Source organism: Sorangium sp. So ce375 (assembly GCF_051473855.1).
GTDB lineage: Bacteria > Myxococcota_A > Polyangia > Polyangiales > Polyangiaceae > Sorangium.
Genome location: NZ_CP150335.1, coordinates 11,701,371 through 11,726,576 on the forward strand (window position 1 = coordinate 11,701,371; position 25,206 = coordinate 11,726,576).

The window sequence follows — 25,206 nt, forward strand, 5'->3', positions numbered from 1 at the left end:
GTTACCGGCGCGCCGGCTGATCCCCGCGCGGCGCGCGGCGCTCCGCCCGCTCGGGCGAGAGCGTGAGCTTCTCGACGGCCGGACCTGCCGAGAAGGGCAGCGGGCGGCCGTCGACCCAGGCGCGCTGCTGATCGCGGTAGTGCGGCGAGCGCGGGTCGCCGGACTGCCCTGCTGGCATGTGCAGGATGCCGTCCGGCTCGTGCCCCGGCGAGACGACGAGCCGCTCGCTGGCGCCGAGCGTGCCTGCCGCGAGGCGCACGCAGAAGCCGCACCCGGAGAGCGGCTCGACGGGCATGTTGAGGAGCGCGCCGAGCTCCGGCGTCACGCCGAGCGGGTGCGCGATCTTCACCCGGCTCACGGCGCCCCACTCGAGCGCATCGAGCGGCCGTCCGCCGTGCCGCTGCTTCACGTCCGCCATCGCCCTCTCCAGCGCGGCGAGGACGAACGCGTCCCAGCCGCCCGCCGGCGCCAACACGAGATCGGGCGACCGCTCGCTCAGCGCGCGCTGCAGCGGCGTGTCGATGTCGGTCAGCGAGAGCTCGAGGGTCGGGTCGGCGGCGCGGGACGTGTCCAGCCACGCCGCGAACACCTCGTCGGCCAGGACGCGCCGGAAGCTCGTGATCAAGGGGAGGCCGATGCCCGACGCCTCCGCGCGTCCGTCCCACGCCGCGATCGCCGCCCGCGCCTCCGCGAGCGCCGGCCGCCGCGACACGGCCTCTTCCGTGAGCGCGCGCTGCGCGAGGTCGCGGTAGAAGTCGAAGAACTCGGTCCGCGTATCGAGCTGCAGCTCGAACATGTCCGCCTCGGTGACCGGGCGCGCGGCGCGCAGGCGCTCGCTGATGCGGTAGGCGCGGTAGCCGTTCGCGTACTCGCGGCCGAGCGCCGGCGCCCCCTCGCCGAGCGGCATGCGGTTGTTGGCGTTGACGACGAACCCCGACGGCGGATCGACGACGCGCGGCAGCTGCGGGGGAGGCACGAAGCCGTCCCAGCCCGCGCGCCCGTCCGCCCACGGGACGCTGAGGGCGCCGTCGAGGCCGCGGCGCCGCGGGATGCGCCCGGTGATCGTCCACGCGACGCGGCCGCGGCGATCCGCGAGGAGGGCATTGCACGCCGGCCCGCCGGCGGCGTTCATCGCCCGGGCGGCCTCCTCGAGGCTCCGGGCCCGGTCCATCTCCATCAGCCCGAAGTCGACCGCCTCGGGATCGAGCGCTGTCCAGCGGACGGCGACCGGCCGCCCGAGCAGCGGCCTCGACGCGACAGGGCCCCAGATCGTGGCGCGGACCTCGACGGCGACGTCGGGCTCGCCGCGGACCTTGATCGTTTCCCGCGCGACGTCGAACCGCCGCCACCCGGACGGCGTCCGGTACTCGTCAGGGCGCTCGGGATGGACCTCGAGCTGCACGAGATCCATCACATCGGCGTCGAGGTTTGTCAGCCCCCAGGCGACATGGCCGTTACTCCCCACGACCACGACGGGCATCCCGGGCAGCACGACGCCCGCGATCTCGGTGTCGCCATAACGGAGCTCCGCGCGATACCAGACGTTGGGCACCCCGAGATCGAGGTGCATGTCGTTCGCGAGGATGGCGCGCCCGTCGCGGGTGCGCGAGCCGGCCACCGCCCAGCCGTTCGAGCCGGGGGGCGCCTCGCCGGCGGCGGCGCTGAGCACCGCGGTGCGCGCGCCGCGGCCCCGCGACAGGAGCGCTCGCAGCTCCTCCCGTGGCAGCGGCGGAGACGCGGCCGCCTGCGCGCCGAGCAGCGCCTTCGTGTAAGGGTCGGTGCCCTCGAACAGGAAGGCGACGACGCTCGGCGGCAGGCTGTGGGAAAGGACCGTGCGGGTTCGCTCCACGTCCTCGCTCCCGCCGAGGGCCTGGAACATGCCCAGCTCGACGAGCACGCTGTCCTCCGGCCGCCACGGCTCGGGCCTGTAGCCGAGCTCGCGGAGCTCGATCGGCAGCGTCTTCGCGCTCCGGAGATAGGCGTTGACCCCCTCAGCATATGCGTCGAGCGCGGCGCGCTGCCCCTCCGGCAGGCGCGAGAGGATCGCCTTCGCGGCGCGCGGGACGCCGTAGCGCCGCTGCCGCGTATCGGCCTCCAGGAGCTCGCGCCCGAGGATCTCGGCGAGCCGTCCGCCGCTGCTCCGGCGGAGCAGATCCATCTGGAAAAGCCGGTCGCGCGCCGTCAGGTACCCGAGCGCCCTGAGGGCGTCCTGCCGCGAGGCGGCGTCGACGGTGGGGATCCCGAGGTGATCCGACGTCACCGTCACCGCGTGCTCCAGGCCGGCCAGGGTCACCGCGCCGTCGGCTTGCGGCGACGGCGACCGGATCGCGCCCGGCGCGCAGCCGGCGGCCGCGAGCGAGACGAGCGCCGAGACGAGGAATGAGCGCACAGGTCGTTTCATGCGTCTTGCTCCGTGGCCTTCACGGCCTCGCGCCTGCGAGGGCGGGTTTCGAGCGCGTTCCGCGGGGCCGCGCCGCTCCCCAAGGGGGCGCCGGACGTCTGCGTCAGGACGCCGAAGTCGAGGCGCAGGCAGCGATCCGCGAGCGCGAAGTACTGATCATCGTGCGTGATGACGAGCACCGTCTTGCCCATCGCGCGGAGCTCGGGCAGGAGCTCGGTATAAAAGACCCTCCGGAACTCGGGGTCCTGGTCGGACGCCCACTCGTCGAAGACGTAGAACGGCCGGTCCTCGAGGCAGGCGGTGACGAGCGCGAGGCGCTTGCGCTGCCCCTGGGACAGCCCGCTCACGTGGAGGGCGCCCTCCTCGACGCGCACGCGGTGATCGAGCCGCAGCCGCGCGAGGTAGCGCCGGGCGCGCTCGTCCAGGTCGGCGTCGGAGAGGCCGAGAAGGTGCTCGAAGAGGTGGTAATCCGCGAAGACGACCGAGAAGAGCTGTCGATACTGCTCCCGGTTCCCATCGTCGATGGGCACGCCGTCGAGCCGGATCTCGCCGGACTCCGGCGCATGGAGCCCGAGGAGCAGCAGCGCCAGCGTCGTCTTGCCGCTCCCGTTGCCGCCCACGAGGAACACGAGCTCTCCGGGCTGGAAGCTCAGGTCGATGGGCCCGAGGCGGAAGCTCCCGTCCTCCTGCTCCCGGTAATAACGGTGCGTGACGCCGACCAGATCGAGGCGTGTCCACGCGCGCGAGCCATCGAGTCCATCGCGTTCATCGCGCCCGCCGAGCGGCTCCGCCGGCCGCGCTCCGGCGCTCGGCGCCTCGGCCCCGGGCGTCAGGGCGAGCCCGAGATCATTCACCTTCGTCAGCGCGACGCCGGCCCGGCCGATCAACGGCAGGAACTCGATGCTCTCCGCGAACGGCGCCATCAGGTAGAGCATCGCCAGCGTCACGCCGGCCGCGGCCGTGGCCGTCAGCCCTGTCCAGGCCGGGAGGGCGAACAGCGTGAGCCCGAGGACGGCGTGGAAGAGCAGCGCGCCCCAGCCCAGCGCGATGGCGTACTCGGTCGTGCCCGCCACCTGATCGCGCTGGTACGCCGTGACGCTGCGGCCCGCGTGCGACAGGAACGCCTGCCCGCGGTCGCGGTGCATCTTGAGCTCCTTGATGCCCCCGGTCAGCGCGCGGAAGTGCTTGAACAGGGCGTCGCTCGTCTCGCGGGCGCGCGTGAAAGAGCGGAGCGCGCGGCGCGAGTGCGTCTGGAAGAGCAAGGCCCCGACCCCCATCGCGCCCAGCGTGACGAGGAGCGCCGGCCACGAGAGCCACCCGATGTACAGGAGGCAACCGACGACGGTGGCGCCGTTCACGCACAGGAGCGGCAGGTAGACGTAGGCCTGCGTGATCACGGCCGGATCGTCGTTGAGCGCCGCCAGCAGCCGGTGGGCGCCGAGCTCCTCGATCTGGCGCAGCGGCGCGCCCAGGATGCGCCGGCTGAGCTGCATGCGCAGCTCGGCGATCATGGCCTGTCCGAGCCGGGTCAGGACCACCTGGGACACGACCCTGGTCAGCACGCCGACGAGGGCGAGCCCCACGAAGGCCCCCACGAGCCGCGCGGTGGGGCGGCCGTCCGCCGAGAGCGCCTCCTGGATGAGCGCGATCAGGCCGGCGCCCGCGAGCCCGCTGAGGACGCCGGCCGCGATCGCGAGCGCGAGGAGCCGGGAGGCGTGGCGCAGCAGGAAGCCGAGGGCGCTCATTTCCCCTCTCCCTTCGCGACGCCCTGCTCGCCGCGACTGCCTTGCTCGCCGCGACTGCCTTGCTCGCCGCGCCCGCCTTCCGAGCGCGCCTGCGCCTGCGCTTGCGAGCCGTCCGCGCCGGGGAGCTGCCGCGCCTTCCGGGGCAGCGCGATCAGCGCCGGCTCCGGACCCGCGGGCCGCTGTCCTCGCGCCATGAGAACGCGCTCCGCGAGCGCCGCCTGGGTCGGCCGCTCGAAGAACTCGCGGAGCGACAGCTCCACCGCGAACGTGTCCCGGACGCGGTTGAGGATCTGCAGGGCGAGCAGCGACTCTCCGCCGAGCGAGAAGAAGTCCCTCTGCGGATCGAGGTGCTCGATGCCGAACGCCCGCGCCCAGATCGCCGCCACCTGCGCCGTCACCGCCTCGGGGGAGAGGCGCTCGCCTTGCGCGGCGATCGGGGCCTCGGAGCCCCGTCGGGCGCCGTCGACGCCAGAGGACGGGGGCTCGCCGATGCCGAGCCGCCGGGCCAGGGCGGCGCCCTCGTCGTCCCTCGGCAGGCCGCGGAGCGGGCGTACCGAGACGACCACCTGCGGCAGCGCCGCCTGGCTCAGGACGCGGTGAACGACCTCTTGCCCCTGCGCCGGGCTCATGCCGCCGAGGATCACGCCCTCGATCCCGAGGGCCAGGAGGCGCGCCTCGGCGCGGGCCGCCATGCCCACGTCGCGCCAGCGGTCGAGGTTCACGGACACGGTGTACGGTCCTCCCCGGCGCGTGGAGGCGTGGGCGAGCGCGTCGAGGAAGGCGTTGGCGGCCGCGTACCCGGCCCGCGCGAGGCCGCCGCTCAGCGCGGTGACCGAGGAGCAGAGCAGGACGAAATCCGCCCGGTGCTCGCGGGCGATCTCGTCCACCACAAGCGCGCCGAGCGCCTTGCCAGCGAGCTCCGCGGAGAGCGCGTCCGCCGTCAGCCGGTCGATGAGCCCGCCGGCCGCGACCCCGGCGGCGTGGATCACGCCGTGCAGCGCGCCGAACCGCGCCAGCGCCTCGCCCACCGCGGCGCGCATCGCCGCGGCGTCGGCGACATCGGCGCGCACCGCCAGCACCTCGGCGCCGGCCTGCTCGAGCGCCAGGAGGTGCCGGCGCTGCTCCTCGCTCGGCGCCGAGCGGCCCGCGAGGATCAACCGCGCGCGCGCCGTGCGCGCGAGGTAGTCCGCCACCTGCAGCCCGACGCCCCCCAGCCCGCCGGTGATGAGGTAGACGCCCCGCTCTCGCAGGAGCGAGGGCAAGCCGTCCGCCGCCTTCAGCGCGACCGGCTCGACGGTGGGCACCCAGCGGTGGAGCCCGCGGTACGCGACGACGGGCTCGTCGGCCTCGGACCGCACCTCGTCGAGGATCCGCTCGACGAGCCGCGCTGCCTCCGACGTGTCCGGGCCGTCGGCATCGAGGTCGAGCACGCTGCAGCGCACGCGCGGGTACTCCAGCGCGATGCTCCGGCACACCCCGAGCAGCGGGGCGTGCTCGGGGCGCAGCGCCTCGCGCCCGCTCAGGTCGTGCAGGCCGCTGGCGAGCGCGACGAGGCGGCACCCTCCCGGCTGACCTGCCAGCATCCGCGCGAGCCACAGAAGGCTCACCGAGCCCCGGCGCTGCGCCTCCTGGAACGTGCCGGCGTCGAGCTGCGCCCCGGCCGCGCTGCCGAGCCCGAAGGCGTGCACGATCCGCTCGGGCAGCCCTGCGCCGGCGCCGAGCTCCCGGGCCAGCGCGGCGTAGTCCTCGGCGTGATCCGGGCGGAGGGTGAGCTCGCTCTCCGTCACGCGCTCGAAGCGAGCGCCGCTCCTGACCCGGACGACCCGCCGGCCAGCGCCCTCGAGCCGCGCCAGGATCCGGAGGCCGAGCGCCTCCTCGTCCGCGAACACCAGCCAGCGCGCGTCGTCGGTCCGGGGCGCGATCGGCTGGAGCGGGGAGCGCTTCCAGGACGGGACATAGAAGAACCCCTCCAGATCCGCCGCCGTGCTCGCCCGCTCCACCTCGGGCTCGGCCCGCTCCGGCGCGGCCGCGGCTCCGGCGCCGGGGCGCTCTATCCAGTGGCGCTTCCGCTCGAACGGCGTCGCCGGCAGCGCGACCCGCCGGCGCCCTCGCCCGGCTTGCAGGCCGGTCCAGTCCACCGATGCGCCGGCCACCCAGAGCTGCCCGACCGCGTCGAGCAGCGCCGCGCCCGCGCCGCCCGGATCGCGGGCGGCGGACAGCGATGGAACCACGAGCGATCCCGCGGCGAGCTCCCTGCACAGCGCGGTGAGCGTCTGTCCCGGCCCGACCTCGAGGAGGATGCGCTCCGGCCGCGCCGCCAGCGTCTTCACGCCGTCCGCGAACCGGACCGTGCTCCGGAGGTGCCGGACCCAGTAGCCGGGGTCCTGCGCCTCGGCCGCGGTGATCCAGGTCCCGGTGACGTTCGAGATCCACGGGATGCGCGGCGCCCGCAGCGTGACGCGGGCCACCGCCTCGCGGAAGCCGGCCAGAGCCGCATCCATCAGGGGGGAGTGGAAGGCGCGGGACGTGCGCAGGCGGCGGGCCTCGATCCCTCGCGCCGCGACCTCGCGCTCCACCCGCTCGATGGCCGCTCGCGATCCGGACAGCACGCACTGGCGCGAGGAGTTTGTCGCGGCCAGCGCGACCTCGTCGCCGAGCCACCCCGCGACCTCGTCTTCCGGCGCGAACACGGCGAGCATCGCGCCGTCCGGCGTCGCTTCCATCAGCCGCCCGCGCGCCGCGACAAGCGCCAGGGCATCCTCGAGCGACAGGCACCCGGCCACGCAGGCGGCCACGATCTCGCCCACGCTGTGCCCGATCATCGCGTCGGGGGTCAGGCCCCACGATATCCAGAGGCGGGCGAGGGCGTACTGGACGGTGAAGAGGGCCGGCTGCGTCATCGACGTGTGATCGAGGCGCGCCGCGGCCGCCTCCCGATCCGCGGGCGCGGGGAACAGCAGCGTCCGGAGGTCCACGCCGAGGTGCGGCGCGAGCCCCTCGGCGCAGCGGTCCACCTCGGCCCGGAACGTGGGCTCGGCCTCGTACAGCGCGCGGCCCATGTCGACGTGCTGGCTGCCCTGGCCGGGGAACAGGAACGCGACCGGCCGCGCTCCGGCCACCGGCTCGCCCGAGCTCCGCGAAGCGCTGCGATCGCGGAGCGCGCGGGCGGCCTCCTCCCGCGTGCGGCACACGACCGAGCGGCGGTACGCAAAGGCGCGCCGGCCGAGCTGCAGCGTGAACGCGACGTCGGCCAGGTCGAGATCGGCGTCCGTCTCGAGGCGCGTCGCGAGCGCGTCCGTCAGCGCGTCGAGCCCCCCGCGCGACCGGGCCGACAGCACGAGCAGCTCGCCCTGCGAGGCCCGCTCTCCGGCCGGCAGCGGCGGCGGCGCCTCTTCGAGGACGACGTGGGCGTTGGTGCCGCCCAGGCCGAAGGAGCTCACGCCGGCGCGGCGGGGCGTGGCGGAGGGCGCCCACTCCGCGAGCTCGGTGGCCACGTAGAAGGGGCTCGAGGCGAAGTCGATCGCTCGGTTGGGCTCGCGGAAGTGCAAGCTCGGCGGGATGCGGCCGCGCGACAGGCAGAGCGCCGCCTTGATGAGCCCCGCGACGCCCGCGGCCGCGTCCAGGTGCCCGATGTTCGTCTTCACCGAGCCGATCGCGCAGAACCCCGTCTCGTCGCTGCTCTCCCGGAACGCCCGGGTCAGCGCGGCGATCTCGATGGGATCGCCGAGGGGCGTGCCCGTGCCGTGCGCCTCCACGTAGGTGATCGAGCCCGCGTCGACCCCGGAAGCCCTGTGGGCGGCCCGGATCACGCTGGCCTGACCGTCGATGCGCGGCGCGGTGTAACCGATCTTGGCGCGACCGTCGTTGTTGACCGCCGAGCCCTTGATGACCGCGACGATCACGTCCCGATCGGCCAGGGCATCCTCGAGCCGCTTCAACAGGACGACGCCGACGCCGCTGCCGGCGACCGTGCCTCGGGCCTCTGCGTCGAACGCCCGGCAGTGGCCGTCGGGCGAGGCGATCGCGCCTTCCTGGTACAGATAACCGGCCTTCTGCGGGACGCTGATCGAGACGCCGCCCGCGAGGGCGAGATCGCACTCGCCGCCGAGGAGCGCCTGGCAGGCGAGGTGCACGGCGACGAGCGAGGTCGAGCAGGCCGTCTGCACCGCGATGCTGGGCCCCTCGAGGTTCAGCTTGTAGGAGACGCGGGTGGTCAGGAAGTCCTTGTCGATCGCAAGGAACGCCGCCATGTCGGCCGCCGACTCCAGGCGCGTACCGCGCGGGAGCACGTGCTCCAGGTACCCGTTCAGGCTCGATCCGGCGTAGACCCCGACGGCGCCGCCCGCGCGCTCCGGATCGTAACCTGCGCTCTCGAAGGCCTCCCACGCGCACTCCAGGAAGAGCCGGTGTTGCGGATCCAGCGCGGCGGCTTCGAGCGGCGTGAACCCGAAGAACTCGGCGTCGAAGCGATCGATATCGTCGAGCACCGCGCGGGTCCGCACGTAGTCTGGCCGCGCGAGCAGCGCCGGGTCGACACCCTCCTTCAACAGCTCGTCGTCGCGGAGGACGGAGATCGACTCGACGCCCGCAGAGAGGTTGCGCCAGAACGTCTCCACGTCGCGCGCGCCCGGGAACCGGCCGGCCATACCGATGATCGCGATGTCCAGCCCCGGACGGGGCTCTTCGCTGCTCCCACTGCTCATCGCTTGTTCTCCTGGCTGCCGCGCCGCCGCGCGAACATCTCTCCGCGCCGCTGCTGAGCGGCCCGCGCTCGCGCGGGATCCTGCGCGCCCTCGTCCGCCTTTTGCGCGGGCGGAGCGCCTGGGTCGCCGCTCAGGGCCGCCGCGAGCGAGGCGACGGTGGGGTGCTGAAGCAGATCCATCATCGGGATCTCGCGATTCAGCTTCTCGCGCAGGCGGGCCCGGACCTGCGCGAGCAGGAGCGAGTGCCCACCGAGGTCGAAGAAGTTGTCGTGGAGGCCCACCTGCGACGTCGGGAGCACTTCCCGCCAGGCCTCCGCGATCGCGAGCTCGAGCGGGGATCGAGGCGGCGCGGCGGCGCTCGCCGCCGCCTCGGCCCGCTCCGTGGGCGCGGGCAGCGCGCGCCGGTCCACCTTGCCGTTCGGCGAGAGCGGCAGAGCGTCGAGCCACGTGAAGGCGGACGGGATCATCGCCTCGGGCAGGTGCGAGCGAAGGAACTGCCTTACCGCGGAGCTCTCCGGGGCGGGCTCGCGCGCCGGGACCAGGTAGGCCAAGAGCCGCTTGTCGCCCTCGGCGTCTTCCCTGAGCACGACAACCGCATCTCGGAGGTCCGGGTGCATCCGCAAGCACGCCTCGATCTCGGCGGTATCGATGCGGAGCCCGCGCAGCTTCACCTGATGATCGACGCGCCCGAGGAACTCCAGCGTCCCGTCCGGGAGCCAGCGCGCGCGATCGCCTGTGCGGTACAGCCGGGCGCCCGCCTCGCCGCTCCACGGGTCGGGGATGAACCGCTCGGCGGTGAGGCCCGGCTGCCGAAGGTACCCGCGCGCCACGCCCGCTCCCCCGATCGCCAGCTCCCCGGGGACGCCGACCGGCAGCCGCTGGCCGTACCGATCCAGCACGTAGAGCCGCGTATTGGCGACGGGGCGGCCCAGGGGGACGCTCCGCTCGGGAGACGGCTCCGCGTCCACGTCGCCCTCGAACGAGGCGTTATCGATCGTCGCCTCGGTGACGCCATAGCAGCTCAGGAGGCGGGTATGGGGCGCGCATCGCCGGCGCAGCTCCAGGTAATCCCGCACCGACCACGCGTCCGACCCCACGATCAGCAATCGAAGGCTGTCGACGCCTTGCCCTTCGCGATCCCAGTGCGCCATGAGCGGCTTGATCACCGCGGGCACCACGTCGACGAGGGTCACCTGCTCGCGGCGTATCACCGCCGAGAGCGCCGCCGGATCGAGGAACACGTCGGTGGACGCGATCACGAGCGTGCCACCCGCGCACAGCGCCCGCACCCAGTCGGCTGTCCAGACGTCGAACGCCGGATTCGCGATCTGGAGGAGCCGCAGATCCGCCGCCGGCAGCTGATAGAGCCGCTGCCACGCCGCGAAGACGCTGGCGAGCGTCCGGTGCGTCACCATCACGCCCTTCGGCCGGCCGGTCGAGCCTGACGTGTAGATGATGTACGCGAGGTGGTCGAGGTTCCCTGTCGGTCGCGGCTCGTCGTGATCGACCGTGTCGGTATCCGCGGCCCAGTCTCCCTCGCGATCGACGCAGAGCACGGTTTGCGTCGCGGGGAGGCGCCCGCTCAGCTCCGTTCGCGTGATGAGGACCGCGGGCGAGGCGTCCGCGAGCATGAAGGCGATCCGGTCCGCCGGGTGCGTTGGATCGATCGGCACGTAGGCGCCCGAGGCCTTGAGCACGGCCAGCACGGCGATGACGACGTCCGCCGAGCGATCAAGGCAGATACCGACCCGCGTCTCCGGGCCGACGCCGAGCCGGACGAGGCGGCGCGAGAGCCGGCGCGCCCGCTCGTCGACCATCGCATAGGTGAGCCGCTCCTCCTCGTGGATCAACGCCACCGCCTCGGGCTGGCGGGCGACCTGCGCCTCGAAGAGCTCGTGGACGCACACCGGCGGCACGGCCACGCGCTCCGACTCCCCCAGCGAAAGGAGCCGCTCGCTCTCGGTCAGCAACGGGAGCTCGCCGAGGCGGGCCTGCGGGCGCGCGGCCACCATCCCTTCGAGGAGCAGGAGCAGGCGCTCCGAGAGCCGGCGGATCGTCGCGGCCTCGAACAGGTCCGTGTTGTACTCCCAGACGGCCCGCACACCCTGGCTGTGCGGAACAAGGTCGATCGCGAGGTCGAACTGGGCTGTCCCCGTATCCACCTGGGAGAACGTGAGATCGAGGCCCGGTATCTCCGGCGCGGGCGCCTGCGGCGGCTGCATGGAGAGCATGACCTGGAACACCGGCGAGCGGCCGAGGTCGCGGGAGAGCGGCAGCTCCTGCAGCACGCGCTCGAACGGCACGCCCTGGTGCGCCTGCGCCTCCGTGATCGCCGAGCGGACGCGCGTCAGGAGCTCCTCGATCGCGGGGTTCCCGGACACGTCGACGCGCAGCGCGAGCGTGTTCAGGAAGCACCCGAAGACGCCCTCGAACGCCACCCGCGATCGCGCCGCCACGGGCGTCCCGATGCACAGATCGGTCTGGCCCGTCGTGCGGTGCAGCAGGGCGAACAACCCAGCGGCCACCGCCGTGAACAGCGTGGCTCCTTCTCGCCGCCCGAGCGCGGCCAGCCTCTCCAGGAGATCCGGAGGGAGCTCGAGCTCCTCGCGCGCGCCGGCGTAGGTCTGGACGTGGGGCCTCGGCCGGTCGGTCGGGAGATCCAGCGGCGGCACGGCGCGCGCGAGCCGCTCTCGCCAATAGGCCAGCTCCCTCCGCTGCCCCTCTGACTCGGCCTGACCGCGCTGCGAGAGCGCGTGATCGGCGTACTGGAGCGGCAGCGGCGCGAGGGCAGGGGAGCGCCCGGCGGCGAACGCGCCATAGAGCAGCGTGAGCTCGCGCAAGACCACGTGCAGCGACCAGCCGTCGGCGATGAGGTGATGGCAGGTGAACGAGAGCACGTGCTCGCGCTCGCCCACGCGCAGGAGCATCCAGCGCACGGGCGGCGCCTCCGCGAGATCGAACGCGCGCCGGGCCTCCCCGCGGAGGCGCTCCTGCAGCGCGGGCGCTCGGTCCTCCTCGGGCAGATCGAGCAGATCGTGGAGCGGCAGACGGACCGGCGCGGGCGGCGCGATCCGCTGGATCGGCTGCCCCGCGACCGAGGGAAAGCTGGTGCGGAGGCCTTCGTGGCGCGCCGAGATCGCCGTCACGGCCTGCTCGAGGGCGCTCCGATCGAGCGCCCCGGAGAGCCGCAGGGCCGCCGCGATGTGGTAGACGGGCGCGCCTGCGACGAGCTGTTCGAGGAACCACAGCCGCTCTTGGACCAAGGACAGCGGCAGTCGCTCCGGCCGCTCCACCGGCGTCATCGTCGCGGCCCTGCCCGCCGCGCCGTCCGCGGGCGCCCCGGCCTGCCTCGCCTCGATCCAGGCCGCGAGCGCCGCGACCGTCGTCGACTCGAAGAGCTGCGCCGGCCCCACGTCGATGCCGAGGGCCTCGCTCACCCGCCCGCTCACCTGCATGGCCCGCAGCGAATCGCCGCCCAGGCTCAGGAACTCCTCGCTCCGGCCGACCCGCGCGCGCCCCAGCACCTCGGCCCAGATGCCTGCCAGCGTGCCCTCCAGCGCCGACCGCGGCGGCTCCGCGGTCTCGGCCTCGACGCCCGCGCGCGCTGCGGGGTCGCCGCTCGTCGACCGCCACACCGCGTCCAGCGACCCATCCAGGAACCGCGCGCGGCACGCCCTCCGCTGCACCTTGCCGCTCGTGGTCCTCGGCAGGCTCCCCGGCTTGATGAGCACGACCGCGTGGACCGCGACCTCGTGCCGGTCGGCCACGGCGCGCTCGATCGCCGCGCCGAGCTCCGCCGGATCCGTCGCCGCCGGCGCGCGCCGACCGAGCTCCTGGACGACGACGACGCGCTCCTCGCCGTCGACGTCCACCGAGAACGCCGCGCCGCCGCCGGCGCGGAGGCCCGGGTGGCTCTCCTCCGCGGTGAGCTCGATGTCCTGCGGGTAGAGGTTGCGCCCGCGGACGATGATCAGGTCCTTGAGCCGGCCCGTCACATACAGCTCGCCGCGCGAGAAGAACCCGAGATCGCCGGTCCGCAGGAACGGCCCTCCTCCCGTCGATAGCCGCGCCTCGAACGTCGCCGCCGTGTCCTCCGGCCGCTCCCAGTAGCCCTGCGCCACGCTCGCGCCGGCCACCCAGATCTCCCCGACGCGCTCGTCCTCGCAGGCCCGGAGCGTCTCGGGATCGACGATCCGCACCTCGTCGCCGGCCGGCGATCCCCCGCAGCCCACGAGGGACACGCCGGCCTCCGGATCGCGCGGATCGAACGCCGCGCGCCCCTGCGCCAGCGCGGCGCGGTCGACCGCGCGCACGACCGGCGGCGCCTCGGCCGCCCCGCCGCTCACGAGCAGCGTCGCCTCGGCCAGGCCGTAGCAGGGATAGAACGCCTCGCGCCGGAACCCCGCCGGCGCGAACGCCTCGGCGAAGCGGTCGAGCGTCGCCGCCCGGATCGGCTCGGCCCCGTTGAAGGCCACCTGCCATGAGCCGAGGTCGAGCCCTTCGCGCTGCTCCGGGGAGATCTTCCGGATGCACAGCTCGTAGGCGAAGTTCGGCCCGCCGCTCGTCGTGGCCCGGTAGCGCGAGATCGCCTCCAGCCAGCGCCGCGGCCGCATCAGGAAGTGCTCGGGCGAGAGCTGGATGCACGGCACGCCCACGTAGAGCGGCTGGAGGATGTTGCCGATGAGCCCCATGTCGTGGTGCGGCGGCAGCCACCCGACGATCACGCTCTCCTCGGTGTGCGCGAACGCGCGCTGGATCATGAGCTCGTTGCGCAGCAGGTTGCCGTGCGTGAGCACCACGCCCTTGGGCGTCCCTGTGGAGCCCGAGGTGTACTGGAGGAACGCCACCGTCTCGGCCGTCACGCGCGGCGCTCGCCACGCGTCTTCCTGGCCGTCCCGGATCGCGTCGACGGCCATGCAGCGCAGGTGGCTCAGCTCGGCGAGGCTCGGATCGTCGCGGAGCATCGCCACCGCGCCGAGGAACGCGTCGGTGGTGAGCACGACGCTCGGTCGGCAGTCGCGCACGATGGCCAGCACGCGGAGCAGCCCGCTCTTGCGCTGCGGCAGCGGGACGGGCACCGCGACGAGCCCCGCGTAGAGGCAGCCGAAGAACGCGGCGATGAAGTCGAGCCCTGGCGGCACCAGCAGGAGCGCGCGCTCCCCCGCCCGCGCGCCGGCCTGGAGCTCCGCGGCGAGCGCGCGCGCCCGCCGATCGAGCTCGCCGTACGCCATCGAGCGAGCGTCCGTCTCCCCGTCGAGCAGGAAGGTATAGGCGTGCCCTGCCGGGCGCTGCTCCGCGCGGCGCCGCAGCAGCGCGACAAGCGTCGCGGGCTCGGCCGCGCCGCGATCGCCAGTCGCACGCCCACGGGATCGAGTCGACTCCATCGCCACCTCAGCTCCAGACCGAAAAAGTCAGACCGCGGAGTGGGCTGTCTCACCATGAACGGCGCACGGCGTTGATGACGCTTGGCGTCATCAACGCGGGGTGCCGAGGTGGTGTCGTGGCAGCCGCCGCCGCTTGTTGTCTCGTTTTTGAAAATGAAAACGATTATTAATTTCTCGGAGGCGGTTGTATGGAACACGGTGAAGGGGGAAGTCAAGGAAAAAACCTCCGTGGACGGGACGCCCCGGCGAGAAAGTGAAATTGATTTTGGTTTTCATTTCGAGTACCGACATCAACACAGCCATGGACGCCCGCCCGGTTTTCCCGCTCATGGCGCGACGCGTCGCGTTCCAGGCCGAAGGTTGATGCGGTGAAGCGACGCTCTCTTGCTCGTCGAGGCCTGCTCGCAGGCGTGATCGCCCTTTCGCTGCTGCCGGGCCTGCCTTCGCCGGCGCACGCTCAGGACCGCGGCGCGCCGGACGGCCCTGGACGCGCGGAGGGCGACCGCGACGCGGGCGCACACGCGCCTGCTGCCGGCGCGACAGGCGGCGAGCGTTCGCCGCCCGCCGCCGGTGTCCCGGGGATCGAGCCGCCGCGGCTCCTCGAGCTCGTCGAGGCCGAGGTTCCGCCGGAGGCACGAGCAGCACGACAGGGGGGCACGGTCGTGCTGAAGCTCCTGATCGACGTGGACGGGCGCGTGACCGAGGCCGAGGTCACGAGCCCTCTGGGTCACGGCCTCGACGAGGCGGCCCGCGCGGCGGCGCTCCGGTTCCGCTTCGCGCCGGCGCGCCGTGGCGGCACGCCGGTCGCCTCACGGATCCTCTACGGCTACGAGTTCCAGCTCCCCGAGGAGCCTCCGGCTGCACCGTCGTCTGGCGCGGCGGGCGGCGCCGGGGTCGCAGCGGCCCCGACGGCCCCTGCCGCGCCCGCGGCTCCGGCTGCGTCCGCGGTCCCGGTCGCGCCCGCGGTCCAGGCCGCGCACCCGGCAGGCGCGGCGCCCCCGCCGGCGCTGGCCACGGCGCCCGCCCAGGCGAACGACGCAGCGCCCGCCGAGGTGACCGTGCGCGGCGCCGCGATGGCCGAGCGCCTCCGGCAATCCGCGCAGGCGATCACGGTCCTCGAGACCGAGGAGGCGCAGCGGAGGACCGCCGACATGGGCGAGGTGCTCGCCCGGACCCAGGGCGTCGGCGTGCGGCGGAGCGCGGGGCTCGGGTCGTGGGCGCGGTTCTCGCTGAACGGCCTGACGGACGATCAGATCCGCTTCTTTCTCGACGGCGTGCCGCTCGAGCTCGCGGGGTACCCGTTCGGCGTCACGAACGTGCCTGTGAACCTTGTCGAGCGCGTCGAGATCTACCGCGGCGTGGTCCCGGTGCGCTTCGGCGCCGACGCGCTGGGCGGGGCCGTCAACCTGGTCACGGATCGGGACGTCCGCGGCACCCATGGCGCGGTGTCCTACGAGGTCGGCTCCTACGACACCCACCGGCTCACCCTCTCGGCGCGGCACCTGCACGAGCCGAGCGGCTTCTTCGCCCGCGTGAGCGGCTTCTTCGACTATGCGAAGAACGATTACCCGGTGGATGTCGTCCTCTGGGACGACGCGACCGGGCACAAGGACACCGAGCCCACCCGCGTCCGCCGCTTCCACGACGCCTACCGGGCGGCGGGCGGGAGCGCCGAGCTCGGCTTCGTGAACCGGCCCTGGGCGCGGCGGCTGCTCCTGCGCGCCTTTCTCACCGATTACGACAAGGAGCATCAGCACAAGTTCGGCGTCGTGGACGTGCCGTATGGCGAGGTCACGAACGGCGAGACCGCGCCCGGCGCGACGCTCCGGTACGAGCAAGGGTTCGGCCGAGGCGTCGCCCTCGAAGCGCTCCTCGGGTACACGTACGGGCGCGCCAACTTCCTCGATGTCAGCGAGTGCAATTACGCCTGGAGCGGTCGCTGCACCCGCAAGCGCACGGTGCCAGGGGAGGCCGGGTCGCTCCCCAGGGATCAGGTGTTCTGGGAGCACAGCGGCCTCGGCCGCCTGAACCTCCGTTACCGGCCCCACCCGGAGCACGCGCTGCAGCTCTCCGTGTCTCCGACGTTCATCACGCGGACGGGAGAAGAACGCAGGCAGGACAACCCCCAGGCCCACGATCAGCTCAGGGCCGTGCGCAGGCTGTTCACCTCGGTGCAGGGCGTCGAGCACCAGCTCAACCTGCTCGACGATCGCCTGGAGAACAGCCTCTTCGTGAAAGACTATGTGCAGCTCGTCCGCTTGAAGAGCCGCCTCCCGGGGCTCGAAGGGCGCTTCCGTCAGCAGGAGCGCAACACCCACCGTCTCGGCGTCGGGGACGGCCTTCGCTATCGCCTCTCCGAGGAGCTCTACGCCAAGGCGTCCTACGAGTGGGCGACGCGGCTCCCGCGCCCCGACGAGGTGTTCGGCGATGGGGCGATGTTCCTCCAGAACCTCGAGCTCTTGCCCGAGACGAGCCACAACGGAAACGTCGGTGTCACGATCGACGCGCGCGACACCCCTTGGGGCGCGTGGCGGCTCGACGCGAACGGCTTCGTCCGCGGGGTCGAGCGGCTCATCGTGCTGCGCAACCGCCCGAACGACACAAGGTACATCAACGTCCCGGGGGCCCGGTCGCTGGGCGTCGAGGCCGCCGCCGGCTGGACGTCGCCGGGAGAGCACGTCTCCCTCGACGGCAACATCACCTATGACGATTTTCGCAACACGTCCGACGAGGGGGACTTCGCCAGGTCCAAGGGCGAACGGATGCCGGACCGGCCGTGGCTCTTCGCCAACGGCTCTGCGCGCGTGCAGCTCCAAGAGGTCTTCGCGCCGCGCGACACGATCTCGCTCACCTGGGACACGCGCTACGTCCACGAGTTCTACGTCGGCTGGGCGAACGTCGGGCTGCCCTCGTCCAAGGCCAAGGTGGATTCGCAGCTCCTGCACTCGCTCGCGCTGACCTACGTCGTGCGCGACCAGCCGCGCGCGGTGAGCTTCACCATCGAGGCTCACAACCTCACCGACGAGCGAGCCTTCGATTTCCACGGTGTCCAGCGGCCCGGACGGACGCTCTCCTCCAAGGCGACGCTGGAGATGTGACGACGACGATGTCGAGGCGAGCCCCTTCGCTCGCACGACAGGAGCAAACGCAGATGAGTGGGATTCAGCGAAAGCAGCGGCCATCGAACAGCACGAGCGCCACGACCCTCGTGCTCGTGCTCCTGACCGGCGCGCTCGGCGGCGGCTGCGCCGACGATGAAGCGACGGCCCCTGTCGTGCAGGGCGGCGACGGCGACGCGTTCATCGTCGCGACGCGGGTCTGGGACGACACCGCGACAAACTCTTACTTTTACGTGCTGCCGTCGCTCGAAGCGGGCACGGCGGTCGACCCCACCCAGGCGCTCGAGGTCACTGGATCGGCCAGGCTCTTCGCGTTCGAGGAGCAAGGGTGGTTCGGCGTCGGTGACGCCGAGTCCCCGACGATCTCGCGCTACACGCTCGATGGGAGCGGCGCGCTCGCCAAGGGAGACGCGGTCAGCTTCCAGCCCTTCGGCGTGGAGAGCCTCTGGCCCACGAATTACGTCCTCTCTCCGACGAAGGTCTACCATCCTGATCGCGCGGGCGAGCAGATCGTCGTGTGGAACCCCACGACGATGGAGGTGGAAACGACGATCCCGCTGCCGGACACGCACCGCGAGGGCTATCTGGCGCTGTACGGATACGGGTCTGTCCTGCGCGGCAAGACGCTGCTCGTCTCGGTGGGGTGGGTCGACTGGAACACGACGGACACCTGGCTCCCGGAGACCGGGCTCGTCGCCATCGACACCGAGACGGACACCGTCGTGCGGTTCGACGTCGACGACCGGTGCGGCGGGATCACGCAGCCCGTCGAGATGGCCTCGGGCGACGCCTACTTCGTGAGCTCGGCGCTCGGGGCAGCGGCCCATCGAGTCGAGCGGCTGGAGACCGAGCCCTGCGCGCTGCGCGTCCTGAAGGACGCGGACGCCTTCGACCCGGACTTCCACCTGCTCCTGAGCGAGCTGGCGGACGGCGCGATCGCGGGTGATCCCATCCCCGCGGGCGGGGACAGCCTCTTCCTCCGGGTGTTCGACGAGAGCCTCGCCACGATCGAAGAGGAGACAAAGACCTTCGAGGTCACGAGCCAGCCGGCGTGGCGCTGGTGGCGGTGGGACACCGCGACGAACGAGGCCGCGGTGATCGACGCGCTGGCTCCCTCGCCGTCGAACGTCTCCTACTTCGAGGTCGACGGCCGGGTCTTCACGATCGATGAGGGGAGCGGCTCCGCGGAGAGCACGCTGATCGAGCTCACGGCCGAGGGCGGCCCGAAGCTCGGCCTGAAGGCGCCGGGGTACCTGCACGGTTTGGCGAAGGTGAGATAAGCTCGCGCGGCGCGCGGCGCTCCGCGCGAGGGACAGGGTGACTCGCGATATGGCCAAGAAGCTCTCCCGCCATGCCTTCACGACCTTCTGGGACGTGCACGCCTGGACAGGCGTGATCGGTGGGCTCTTGCTCTACGTGATGTTCCTGTCGGGGGGGATCACGCTCTTCCGGCGACAGCTCGCGGTGTGGGAGGAGCCCCTGACCCAACAGCGCTCCTCCGTCGAGCAGGTGGGGCTCCAGGCCACGCTCGATCGGGGGCTCGCCGCCGCGGGGACGACGCCCGATCAGCTCTGGTTCGACCTGCCGGAAGGCGGGCTGGGCTCCGCGCGGCTCCTCTACTTCTCGCAGGGCGAGGCGGTCTCGTCGTGGGTCGACGAGGGGCTCGTGCCCGAGCGAGAGCGGCTGTCCGACTTCCTCTACGACCTGCACTATCTCTGGCACCGAGCGACGGGCGAGTGGCTGTTCTATCTCGCCGGTCTCCTGTGCGTCGCGCTCCTGCTCGCGCTGACGACCGGCGTTCTCATCCACCTGAAGGACATCGTCCGGCAGTTTCATCAGTTCCGGCCGGACAAGACGCGCCGTGTCCTGTGGTCGGACATGCACAAGGTGCTCGGCGTGATAGGGCTGCCGTTTCAGCTCCTGTACGCGTACACAGGCGCGTTCATCGTGTTCCTGGGGGTGCTCGTCGGGGTGTTCACGGGGCCCGTGTTCGGCGGAAACGCCGCGCGGGCGGACCTCGCGGCCTGGGGTTCGTCGTACGCGGACGAGCCGGCGCCCGGGGCGCCCGCTCCCGGCCTGACGCTGGACGAGCTGATGGCCCGCGCGCGCGCCGCGGAGCCCCGGCTCGTGCCCGAGAGGCTCCGTGTCCGGCACCTCGGCCTCGACAGCGGGACCGTCGATATCCGCGGATCGCTCGAGGGCGTCCCGTTCACGCGCGGCGCCGTGCGCCTGCGGCTGCGGACGATCGACGGAGCGGTCCTCTCGCGCAACGCGCCGGGCGCCGAGGGCGCGCGCGGCGAGCTGTTTCGCTGGGTCTATGGCCTTCATTTCGCCGATTTCGGCGGCACCACGCTCCGCGTCCTGTTCTTCGTGCTCGCCCTGGCGACGTGCGCCACGATCCTCACCGGCAACTGGATCTGGCTCGCTCGACGGGAGGCGCGGCGAGAGAGCCTCGGCAACCGCCTCCTCGCGCGGCTCACCGTGGGCTTCGGCGCGGGGACGGTCGTCGCGACGGCGGCGCTCTTCCTGGCGAGCCGGGTGTTCCCGTTCGACTGGGGCGCGCGCGCGGCGGCCGAGGAGCTGACGTTCCTCGGGGCGCTCGGGCTCTGCATCGCCTGGGCGCTCGCCGCGCGTGACGGCGGGCGCCTCTGGTCGCGGCAGATCGGGCTCGCGGGGCTCCTGCTGCTGCCGGTCCCCGCGCTCGCGGCGCGCTGGTCGGGGGCGGGGCTCTTCGGCGCCGGGCCGAAGCTCGGGGCCGTCGTCGCCGTGGACGTCGCGCTCCTGCTGACGGCCGCGGCGCTCTGCGCGTCGGCCTGGGCGCTTCGCCGGACGACCTCGCGACCCGAGGCGCGGCTCCTTTCGACGCGCGGCGCGCCGCCTCCGTCGTTGGTCCACGGCGGGGCGGGGCTCGTGGCCAGGCGGCAGACGGCGTCCCATGGTTGAGACCGCGTCGGTCCTCTCGGCGTACCTCGCCTTCGCGCTGCTCCACGGGGCGCGGCCGGAGCGCCTGCCGTTCGGCCTCGCGGCGCGGCTGCGCGCGAGGCGCGCGTGGCGCGCATCGGCCCGGGTCCTGGCGATGGCCGTCTTCTCGCTGTCGGTGTGGCTGTGGAGCCGAGCCGAGGCCGGCGCGGCGGCGCTCCTCGTCCCCGTCGCGGCGCTCCTCGTCGCCGCGAGCGCGTTCGTCCTGCTCGCGCCGCTCTGGCCGCGCGCCGTCTGGGGCCTCGCCGGCCTGTGTCCGCCGGCGATCGCCGCGCTCTCGCTCCTCGGAGCGCTGCATGGCTAGCCGCCGTCGCGCCCGGCTCGACGCCGCGCTGCGGGTGCTCGCGGCGCTGATCGGGACCCTCCCGCTCGCCGTCCTCGGGAGCGTGTGTCTCGCGCGATTCGCGCCGTTCGGCGAGGCCACGCGGTCTGCCGTCGGCTTTTCGCTCGTGGTTCCGCTCTGGCTCGCGGCCATGTGCGTCGCCTTCCTGGCCCGCAGCGCGGCCCGCGCGTGGGGGGGGTGCGCGGCGCTCGGCGCCGTGCTGCTCGCCCTGGCCTACTGGGTGCCGCAGTGACGGGCGCGCGCGCCCCTGGCCACCCGAGCTGGCCCGGCGCCTTCAGCGCTTTTCGTTCGTTCGAGGGTGATCGGCGACCCGAGCACCAACGGCCGAGCCCGGTGGTCCGCTTTCCGGGTCGTCCGTCCCGCCCATCGGGATCCGTCGCCGTCGGCATCCCCCTGCACGATCTTTTGTGCACGGCGACAACCTCTTTGGTATGTTGCCGCTCCCTCGACCGCCGCGCTGAGCGTCGGACGGGCCAGCGTTCTTTTTATCGTCAAGCATCCAGGTCCGCGCTGCCCCTGCGCAGAGCACAGGGCGGGCGGACCATCCTGGGTACCAGGAGAGGTGGCCGAGTGGCTGAAGGCACACGCTTGCTAAGCGTGCGATCGGGAAACTGATCCGCGGGTTCGAATCCCGCCCTCTCCGCCGCGAGAACGCTCAGCGCTACGCCCGTCGTGCGGCGGCCTGAGCACCGCGATCACAATCAGACGACCCGCACGCGTGCGGGCCGCGCGCTCGCGCTGCTGCGGCGGCGCGCGGGTAGCCATCGCGTTTCGTGCCGCTGCGGCGAGCCGTGCGTGTGCGGCGATCGCGCCGTCGCGGCCTCGCGCGGGCCCCGTGGTCCTCTCGGCCGCGGCGCTCAGGCCGCCCTGGTCCTCAGCACGCGCGACTGCAGGAACTGGTAGATCGTCTTGATCGCGTCGAACGAGCCGACCGCGCTCTCCTTGATCACCTCGTTCACGGTGCGCGAGCCGTTGACCGCCCCGAGCACGAGCTGCTCGGTCCGCGTCAGCTTGCCGGAGCCCACGCCGTCGAGCGCGACCTGATCCACGACCACCACCTGGTCGAAGTTGATCGTCCCCTCCATGAGCCGCCACTCGTCGACGCGCCGGAACCCCTCGAGCACCAGCGCGGACACCGGGAGGCCGAGGTGCGCCTGCTCGACCTCGGGGCGGAACGGCTCGCGCGTGAACGAGAAGCGCCCGTACGGCCAGCGCAGCACCTCGTAGATGAGCTCGCTCGACTGTCGCTCCAGCACGGCGGTGAGGTCGTCGTCCGTCGCGACGCCCGCCTCCACGAGCACCTGGCCGAGCAGCGCCTGCGGCCGCTTCGCGCGGAGCAGCGCCTCGAGCCGCTCCCGCGTCAGGAGCCCGCGCTCGATGAAGTAGCGCCCCAGCTTGAACTCGTCCGACGAGTTGCGCGCCTGCACGAGATCGATGAGCCCATGGCGGAGCGAGATCGTGACCGACGCGCGGTTCGTGGTCACCCGCAGCACGCCCGTCTGCCGCTGCATCTGGAGCAGCTGGAGGATCTCGGCGAGCGGGATCGCGGAGACGTCGCCGCTCATCACCTCCTTCGCGTCCGGGGGCGTCTCGTCGAGATCGCGGAGCGTCAGCGTCAGCTTGGCGACCACCTCGCTCGTCATCACGCGGGCGACCGCCTGCATCACCGCCGCCTCGTTGGTCCGCGCCTCGGGCGAGAGGGTCATGATCGCCGGCGTCATCACCGTCGCCAGCTGCTGCGCGAACTCCGCGCCGGTGCGCTGGCGCATGTTCCTGGCGAGGAGGCTCGGCCGCACGCTCTCGGCGATCGTGTCCTCGTCGGGCATCTTCGCGCCCTCGGGCACGGGCCGCGCGCGCCCCTCCGCCGCCTTCGAGAGCGCGCCCTCGATCACCGCGACCAGCGCGCGCGCGTCGAACGGCTTGGTGATCGCGTCGACGGCGCCGGTCTGCTGGACGAACTGCCCCCTGAGCTTGTCGCCCTTGGCGCTCATCAGGACGACGGGCACGTTGCGGTGCGACGGGTTCGATCGGAGCTCCCGGCAGAACGCGTAGCCGTTCATCCTCGGCATCACGAAATCGAGGAGGACGACGTCGTACTTCGGCCCCTTCTTGATCAGCTCGATCCCCGCGAGCCCGTCGCGCGCCACGGTCGGGTCGAACCCGTTGCGTGCGAGGATGGCGCTGACGACCTTCAGGATGGTCGGGCTGTCATCGACAACGAGGACTCGCGCCGGGGAGGCCATGGCGAAGGATACAGGCCCTACCCTATCAGAAGTGCGCGGCCTGCAAACATAAAGGCCAAGGGGAACGGCGGCGCGCGGCGAGGCAGAGCACAGCGAGCGCGGAGGCGAGCCTCTCGCCGCGCGCCGCGAGAGGCTCGCCGCGCCGTCGCGCCACCGGAGACGCGTCCGATCGCGGGCGCGTCCCCGGGGCCGGCATCAGGCGCCGGCGCTGCCGGTGCCCGCCGCGCCCGGCCGGGCGTCCGTGCCCGGCGCCGCGACCGTCGTCTTCACGTGCAGCTCGGTGAGCTGCGCGGCGTCGACGGTCACGGGCGCGCCGGTCATCTGGTCGGTGCCCTGGTTGGTCTTCGGGAACGGGATGACGTCCCTCAGCGTCGGCGCGCCGCTGAGCAGCATCGCGAGCCGGTCCATGCCGAGCGCGATGCCGCCGTGCGGGGGCGCGCCGCTGCGGAGCGCGTCCAGGAGGAACCCGAACTTGTCGCGCGCGTCGCCCTCGTCGATGCCCAGCGTCTTGAAGACGCGCGCCTGCACCTCGGGATCGTGCAGCCGGATCGAGCCGCCGCCGATCTCGAACCCGTTCAGCACGAGATCGTAGCGGTAACACTCGACGCGCGCCGGATCGCTCTCGAGGAGCGGCACGTGCTCGTCGATCGGCCGGGTGAACGCGTGGTGCGCGGCGGCCCAGCGCCCCGTGTCCTCGTCGAACTCGAACAGAGGTGGGTTCGTCACCCAGAGGAACCTCCACTGGTCGCCATGCCCGTACTCCGGGATGAGCCCCATCTTCTTGGCGACGTCGATGCGGAGCTTCGCCATCACGGTGTGCACGATGGCTTCCTTGCCGAACTGGAAGCAGAGGACGTCGCCCGGCTTGGCGCCGAGCGCCTCGTTCAGCTTCTGGCGGAGCTCCGGCGTGATCGACTTCGTGAGCGGCGACTGCGTCCAGGAGCCGTCCTCGGCGAGCTTGGCGCGCGCGAGGCCGCGGAAGCCCTTCACGTCGCGCAGCCCGCGCTCGAGGTCCTCGGTCTGCTGGCGGGACAGGTTGGCGCTCGCCGGGATCACGAGCCCCTTCACGATCTCGGCCGGCAGGTCGCGCCGCAGCTTGCCCGACTTGAACTTCTCGGCGAGCTCGACCCAGAAGGGCACCCCGCCGCCGTTGTGCTCGATGATGAGGTCCGTGAGGTCGGTGTGCTCGATCCCGAAGCGGAGATCGGGCTTGTCGTTGCCGAAGCGGCGCATCGACTCGGCGTACGGCATGCGCGGGAAGCGGCCCGTCGGGTAGAGCTCGGTGAGATCCTTGCCGAGGGCCGCCTTGAAGACCGCGAAGACGAGCCCCTCCATCAACCCGAAGACGTCGTCCTGGTTCACGAACGACAGCTCGACGTCGATCTGGGTGAACTCCGGCTGCCGGTCGATGCGCAGGTCCTCGTCCCGGAAGCACTTCACGATCTGGAAGTAGCGGTCGAAGCCCGCGACCATGAAGAGCTGCTTGTAGAGCTGCGGGCTCTCGGCGAGCGCGTAGAACTTGCCGGCCGAGATCCGCGACGGGACGAGGAAGTTGCGCGCCCCGCCCGGCGTGTACTTCACGAGGAACGGCGTCTCGAGCTCGAGGCAGCCCTGGTCCGACAGGTAGTTCCGCGTCGTCCGGTTGACCTCGTGGCGCATCCGCAGCGCCCGCTGGAGCGGGGCCCGGCGCAGGTCGAGGTACCGGTGCTGGAGGCGGATCTCCTCCCGCGTCTCGATCTCGTCCGCGATCTCGAACGGCGGCGTCTCCGCCCTGTTGAAGATCGTCGCCTCGGCGACCCAGACCTCGATGGCCCCCGTGTCGATCTTGTCGTTCACGTTGCCTTCGCGGCTTACCACGACGCCCCGGACGCCGAGGACCCACTCGGACCGGGCCCGCTCGGCGGCGGCGTGCGCGTCGACGAGGTCCTTCTCCTCCGCCTTCAGGCCGCGCTTCCTGATCGCCTCGAGGTAGCTGCGATCGAAGACGATCTGCGTCACGCCGGTGCGGTCGCGGAGGTCGATGAAGATGCAGCCGCCGTGATCGCGGCGCCGCGCGACCCAGCCGAACAGCACGACCTGCTTGCCAATGTCCGCCTCGCGCAGATCGCCGCAGCGGTGCGTCCTCTTGAGCTCATCGATGAAACGGGACACGAGCCGACCTCCGATTTTCCGTGGAAGCGGCGACTCTAGCCCAGGTCGCCGCCCACCGCCTCTCCGGATGCTCGCGCGCCGCCGAGCCGCTCGGATCGGCCCCCGCGCGCGCGGCTCGGCGGCGGCGCGGCTCGGGCC

11 protein-coding genes and 1 tRNA gene are annotated in these 25,206 nt (G+C 72.7%); 6 read left to right on the plus strand and 6 right to left on the minus strand.

The features are described 5' to 3' along the window. Nucleotide 1: 1 nt before the first annotated feature. The 4 genes from WME90_RS43515 to WME90_RS43530 are packed head-to-tail and all read right to left on the minus strand — an operon-like array spanning nucleotide 2 to nucleotide 14,233. Nucleotides 2-2,401 carry a penicillin acylase family protein gene (locus WME90_RS43515; protein ID WP_437277991.1) on the minus strand — a complete coding sequence of 800 codons (2,400 nt, stop codon included), beginning with the start codon at nucleotides 2,399-2,401 and terminating at the stop codon, nucleotides 2-4. Beyond that, nucleotides 2,398-4,146: a cyclic peptide export ABC transporter gene (locus WME90_RS43520; protein ID WP_437277992.1), complete on the minus strand. Its 1,749-nt coding sequence runs from the start codon at nucleotides 4,144-4,146 to the stop codon at nucleotides 2,398-2,400. Before WME90_RS43520 ends, WME90_RS43515 begins: the two co-directional genes overlap by 4 nt. Then, complete coding sequence (locus WME90_RS43525) at nucleotides 4,143-8,849, minus strand: SDR family NAD(P)-dependent oxidoreductase (RefSeq protein WP_437277993.1); 4,707 nt, start codon at nucleotides 8,847-8,849, stop codon at nucleotides 4,143-4,145. Before WME90_RS43525 ends, WME90_RS43520 begins: the two co-directional genes overlap by 4 nt. Further along, entirely contained in the window at nucleotides 8,846-14,233 is a 5,388-nt protein-coding gene (locus tag WME90_RS43530; RefSeq protein ID WP_437277994.1) for an amino acid adenylation domain-containing protein, read from the minus strand. Before WME90_RS43530 ends, WME90_RS43525 begins: the two co-directional genes overlap by 4 nt. 368 nt (nucleotides 14,234-14,601) lie before the next feature. On the opposite strand from WME90_RS43530, the gene mxcH reads away from it, so the two are divergent. From mxcH to WME90_RS43560, 6 genes are all read left to right on the plus strand, one after another. Then, entirely contained in the window at nucleotides 14,602-17,331 is a 2,730-nt protein-coding gene (gene mxcH, locus WME90_RS43535) for a TonB-dependent siderophore myxochelin receptor MxcH (RefSeq protein ID WP_437277995.1), read from the plus strand. A 53-nt stretch (nucleotides 17,332-17,384) separates the two neighbouring features. Next, on the plus strand, nucleotides 17,385-18,632 hold the full coding sequence (locus WME90_RS43540) for a hypothetical protein (RefSeq protein WP_437277996.1): 1,248 nt from the start codon (nucleotides 17,385-17,387) through the stop codon (nucleotides 18,630-18,632). A 49-nt stretch (nucleotides 18,633-18,681) separates the two neighbouring features. Then, complete coding sequence (locus WME90_RS43545) at nucleotides 18,682-20,295, plus strand: PepSY-associated TM helix domain-containing protein (RefSeq protein ID WP_437277997.1); 1,614 nt, start codon at nucleotides 18,682-18,684, stop codon at nucleotides 20,293-20,295. Further along, nucleotides 20,288-20,635: a hypothetical protein gene (locus WME90_RS43550; protein WP_437277998.1), complete on the plus strand. Its 348-nt coding sequence runs from the start codon at nucleotides 20,288-20,290 to the stop codon at nucleotides 20,633-20,635. Before WME90_RS43545 ends, WME90_RS43550 begins: the two co-directional genes overlap by 8 nt. After that, a complete protein-coding gene (locus tag WME90_RS43555; RefSeq protein WP_437277999.1) occupies nucleotides 20,628-20,906 on the plus strand; it encodes a hypothetical protein in 279 nt (92 codons plus the stop codon). Before WME90_RS43550 ends, WME90_RS43555 begins: the two co-directional genes overlap by 8 nt. A 324-nt stretch (nucleotides 20,907-21,230) precedes the next feature. Then, nucleotides 21,231-21,317 (plus strand) — tRNA-Ser (locus WME90_RS43560). 214 nt (nucleotides 21,318-21,531) lie between these two features. Here the strand turns inward: WME90_RS43560 and WME90_RS43565 are convergent. Beyond that, nucleotides 21,532-22,917: a DUF4388 domain-containing protein gene (locus WME90_RS43565; RefSeq protein WP_437278000.1), complete on the minus strand. Its 1,386-nt coding sequence runs from the start codon at nucleotides 22,915-22,917 to the stop codon at nucleotides 21,532-21,534. Between the two features lie 195 nt (nucleotides 22,918-23,112). Next, nucleotides 23,113-25,068, minus strand: a complete 1,956-nt coding sequence (gene aspS, locus WME90_RS43570; protein WP_437278001.1) for an aspartate--tRNA ligase — start codon at nucleotides 25,066-25,068, stop codon at nucleotides 23,113-23,115. Between the last annotated feature and the right edge of the window lie 138 nt (nucleotides 25,069-25,206).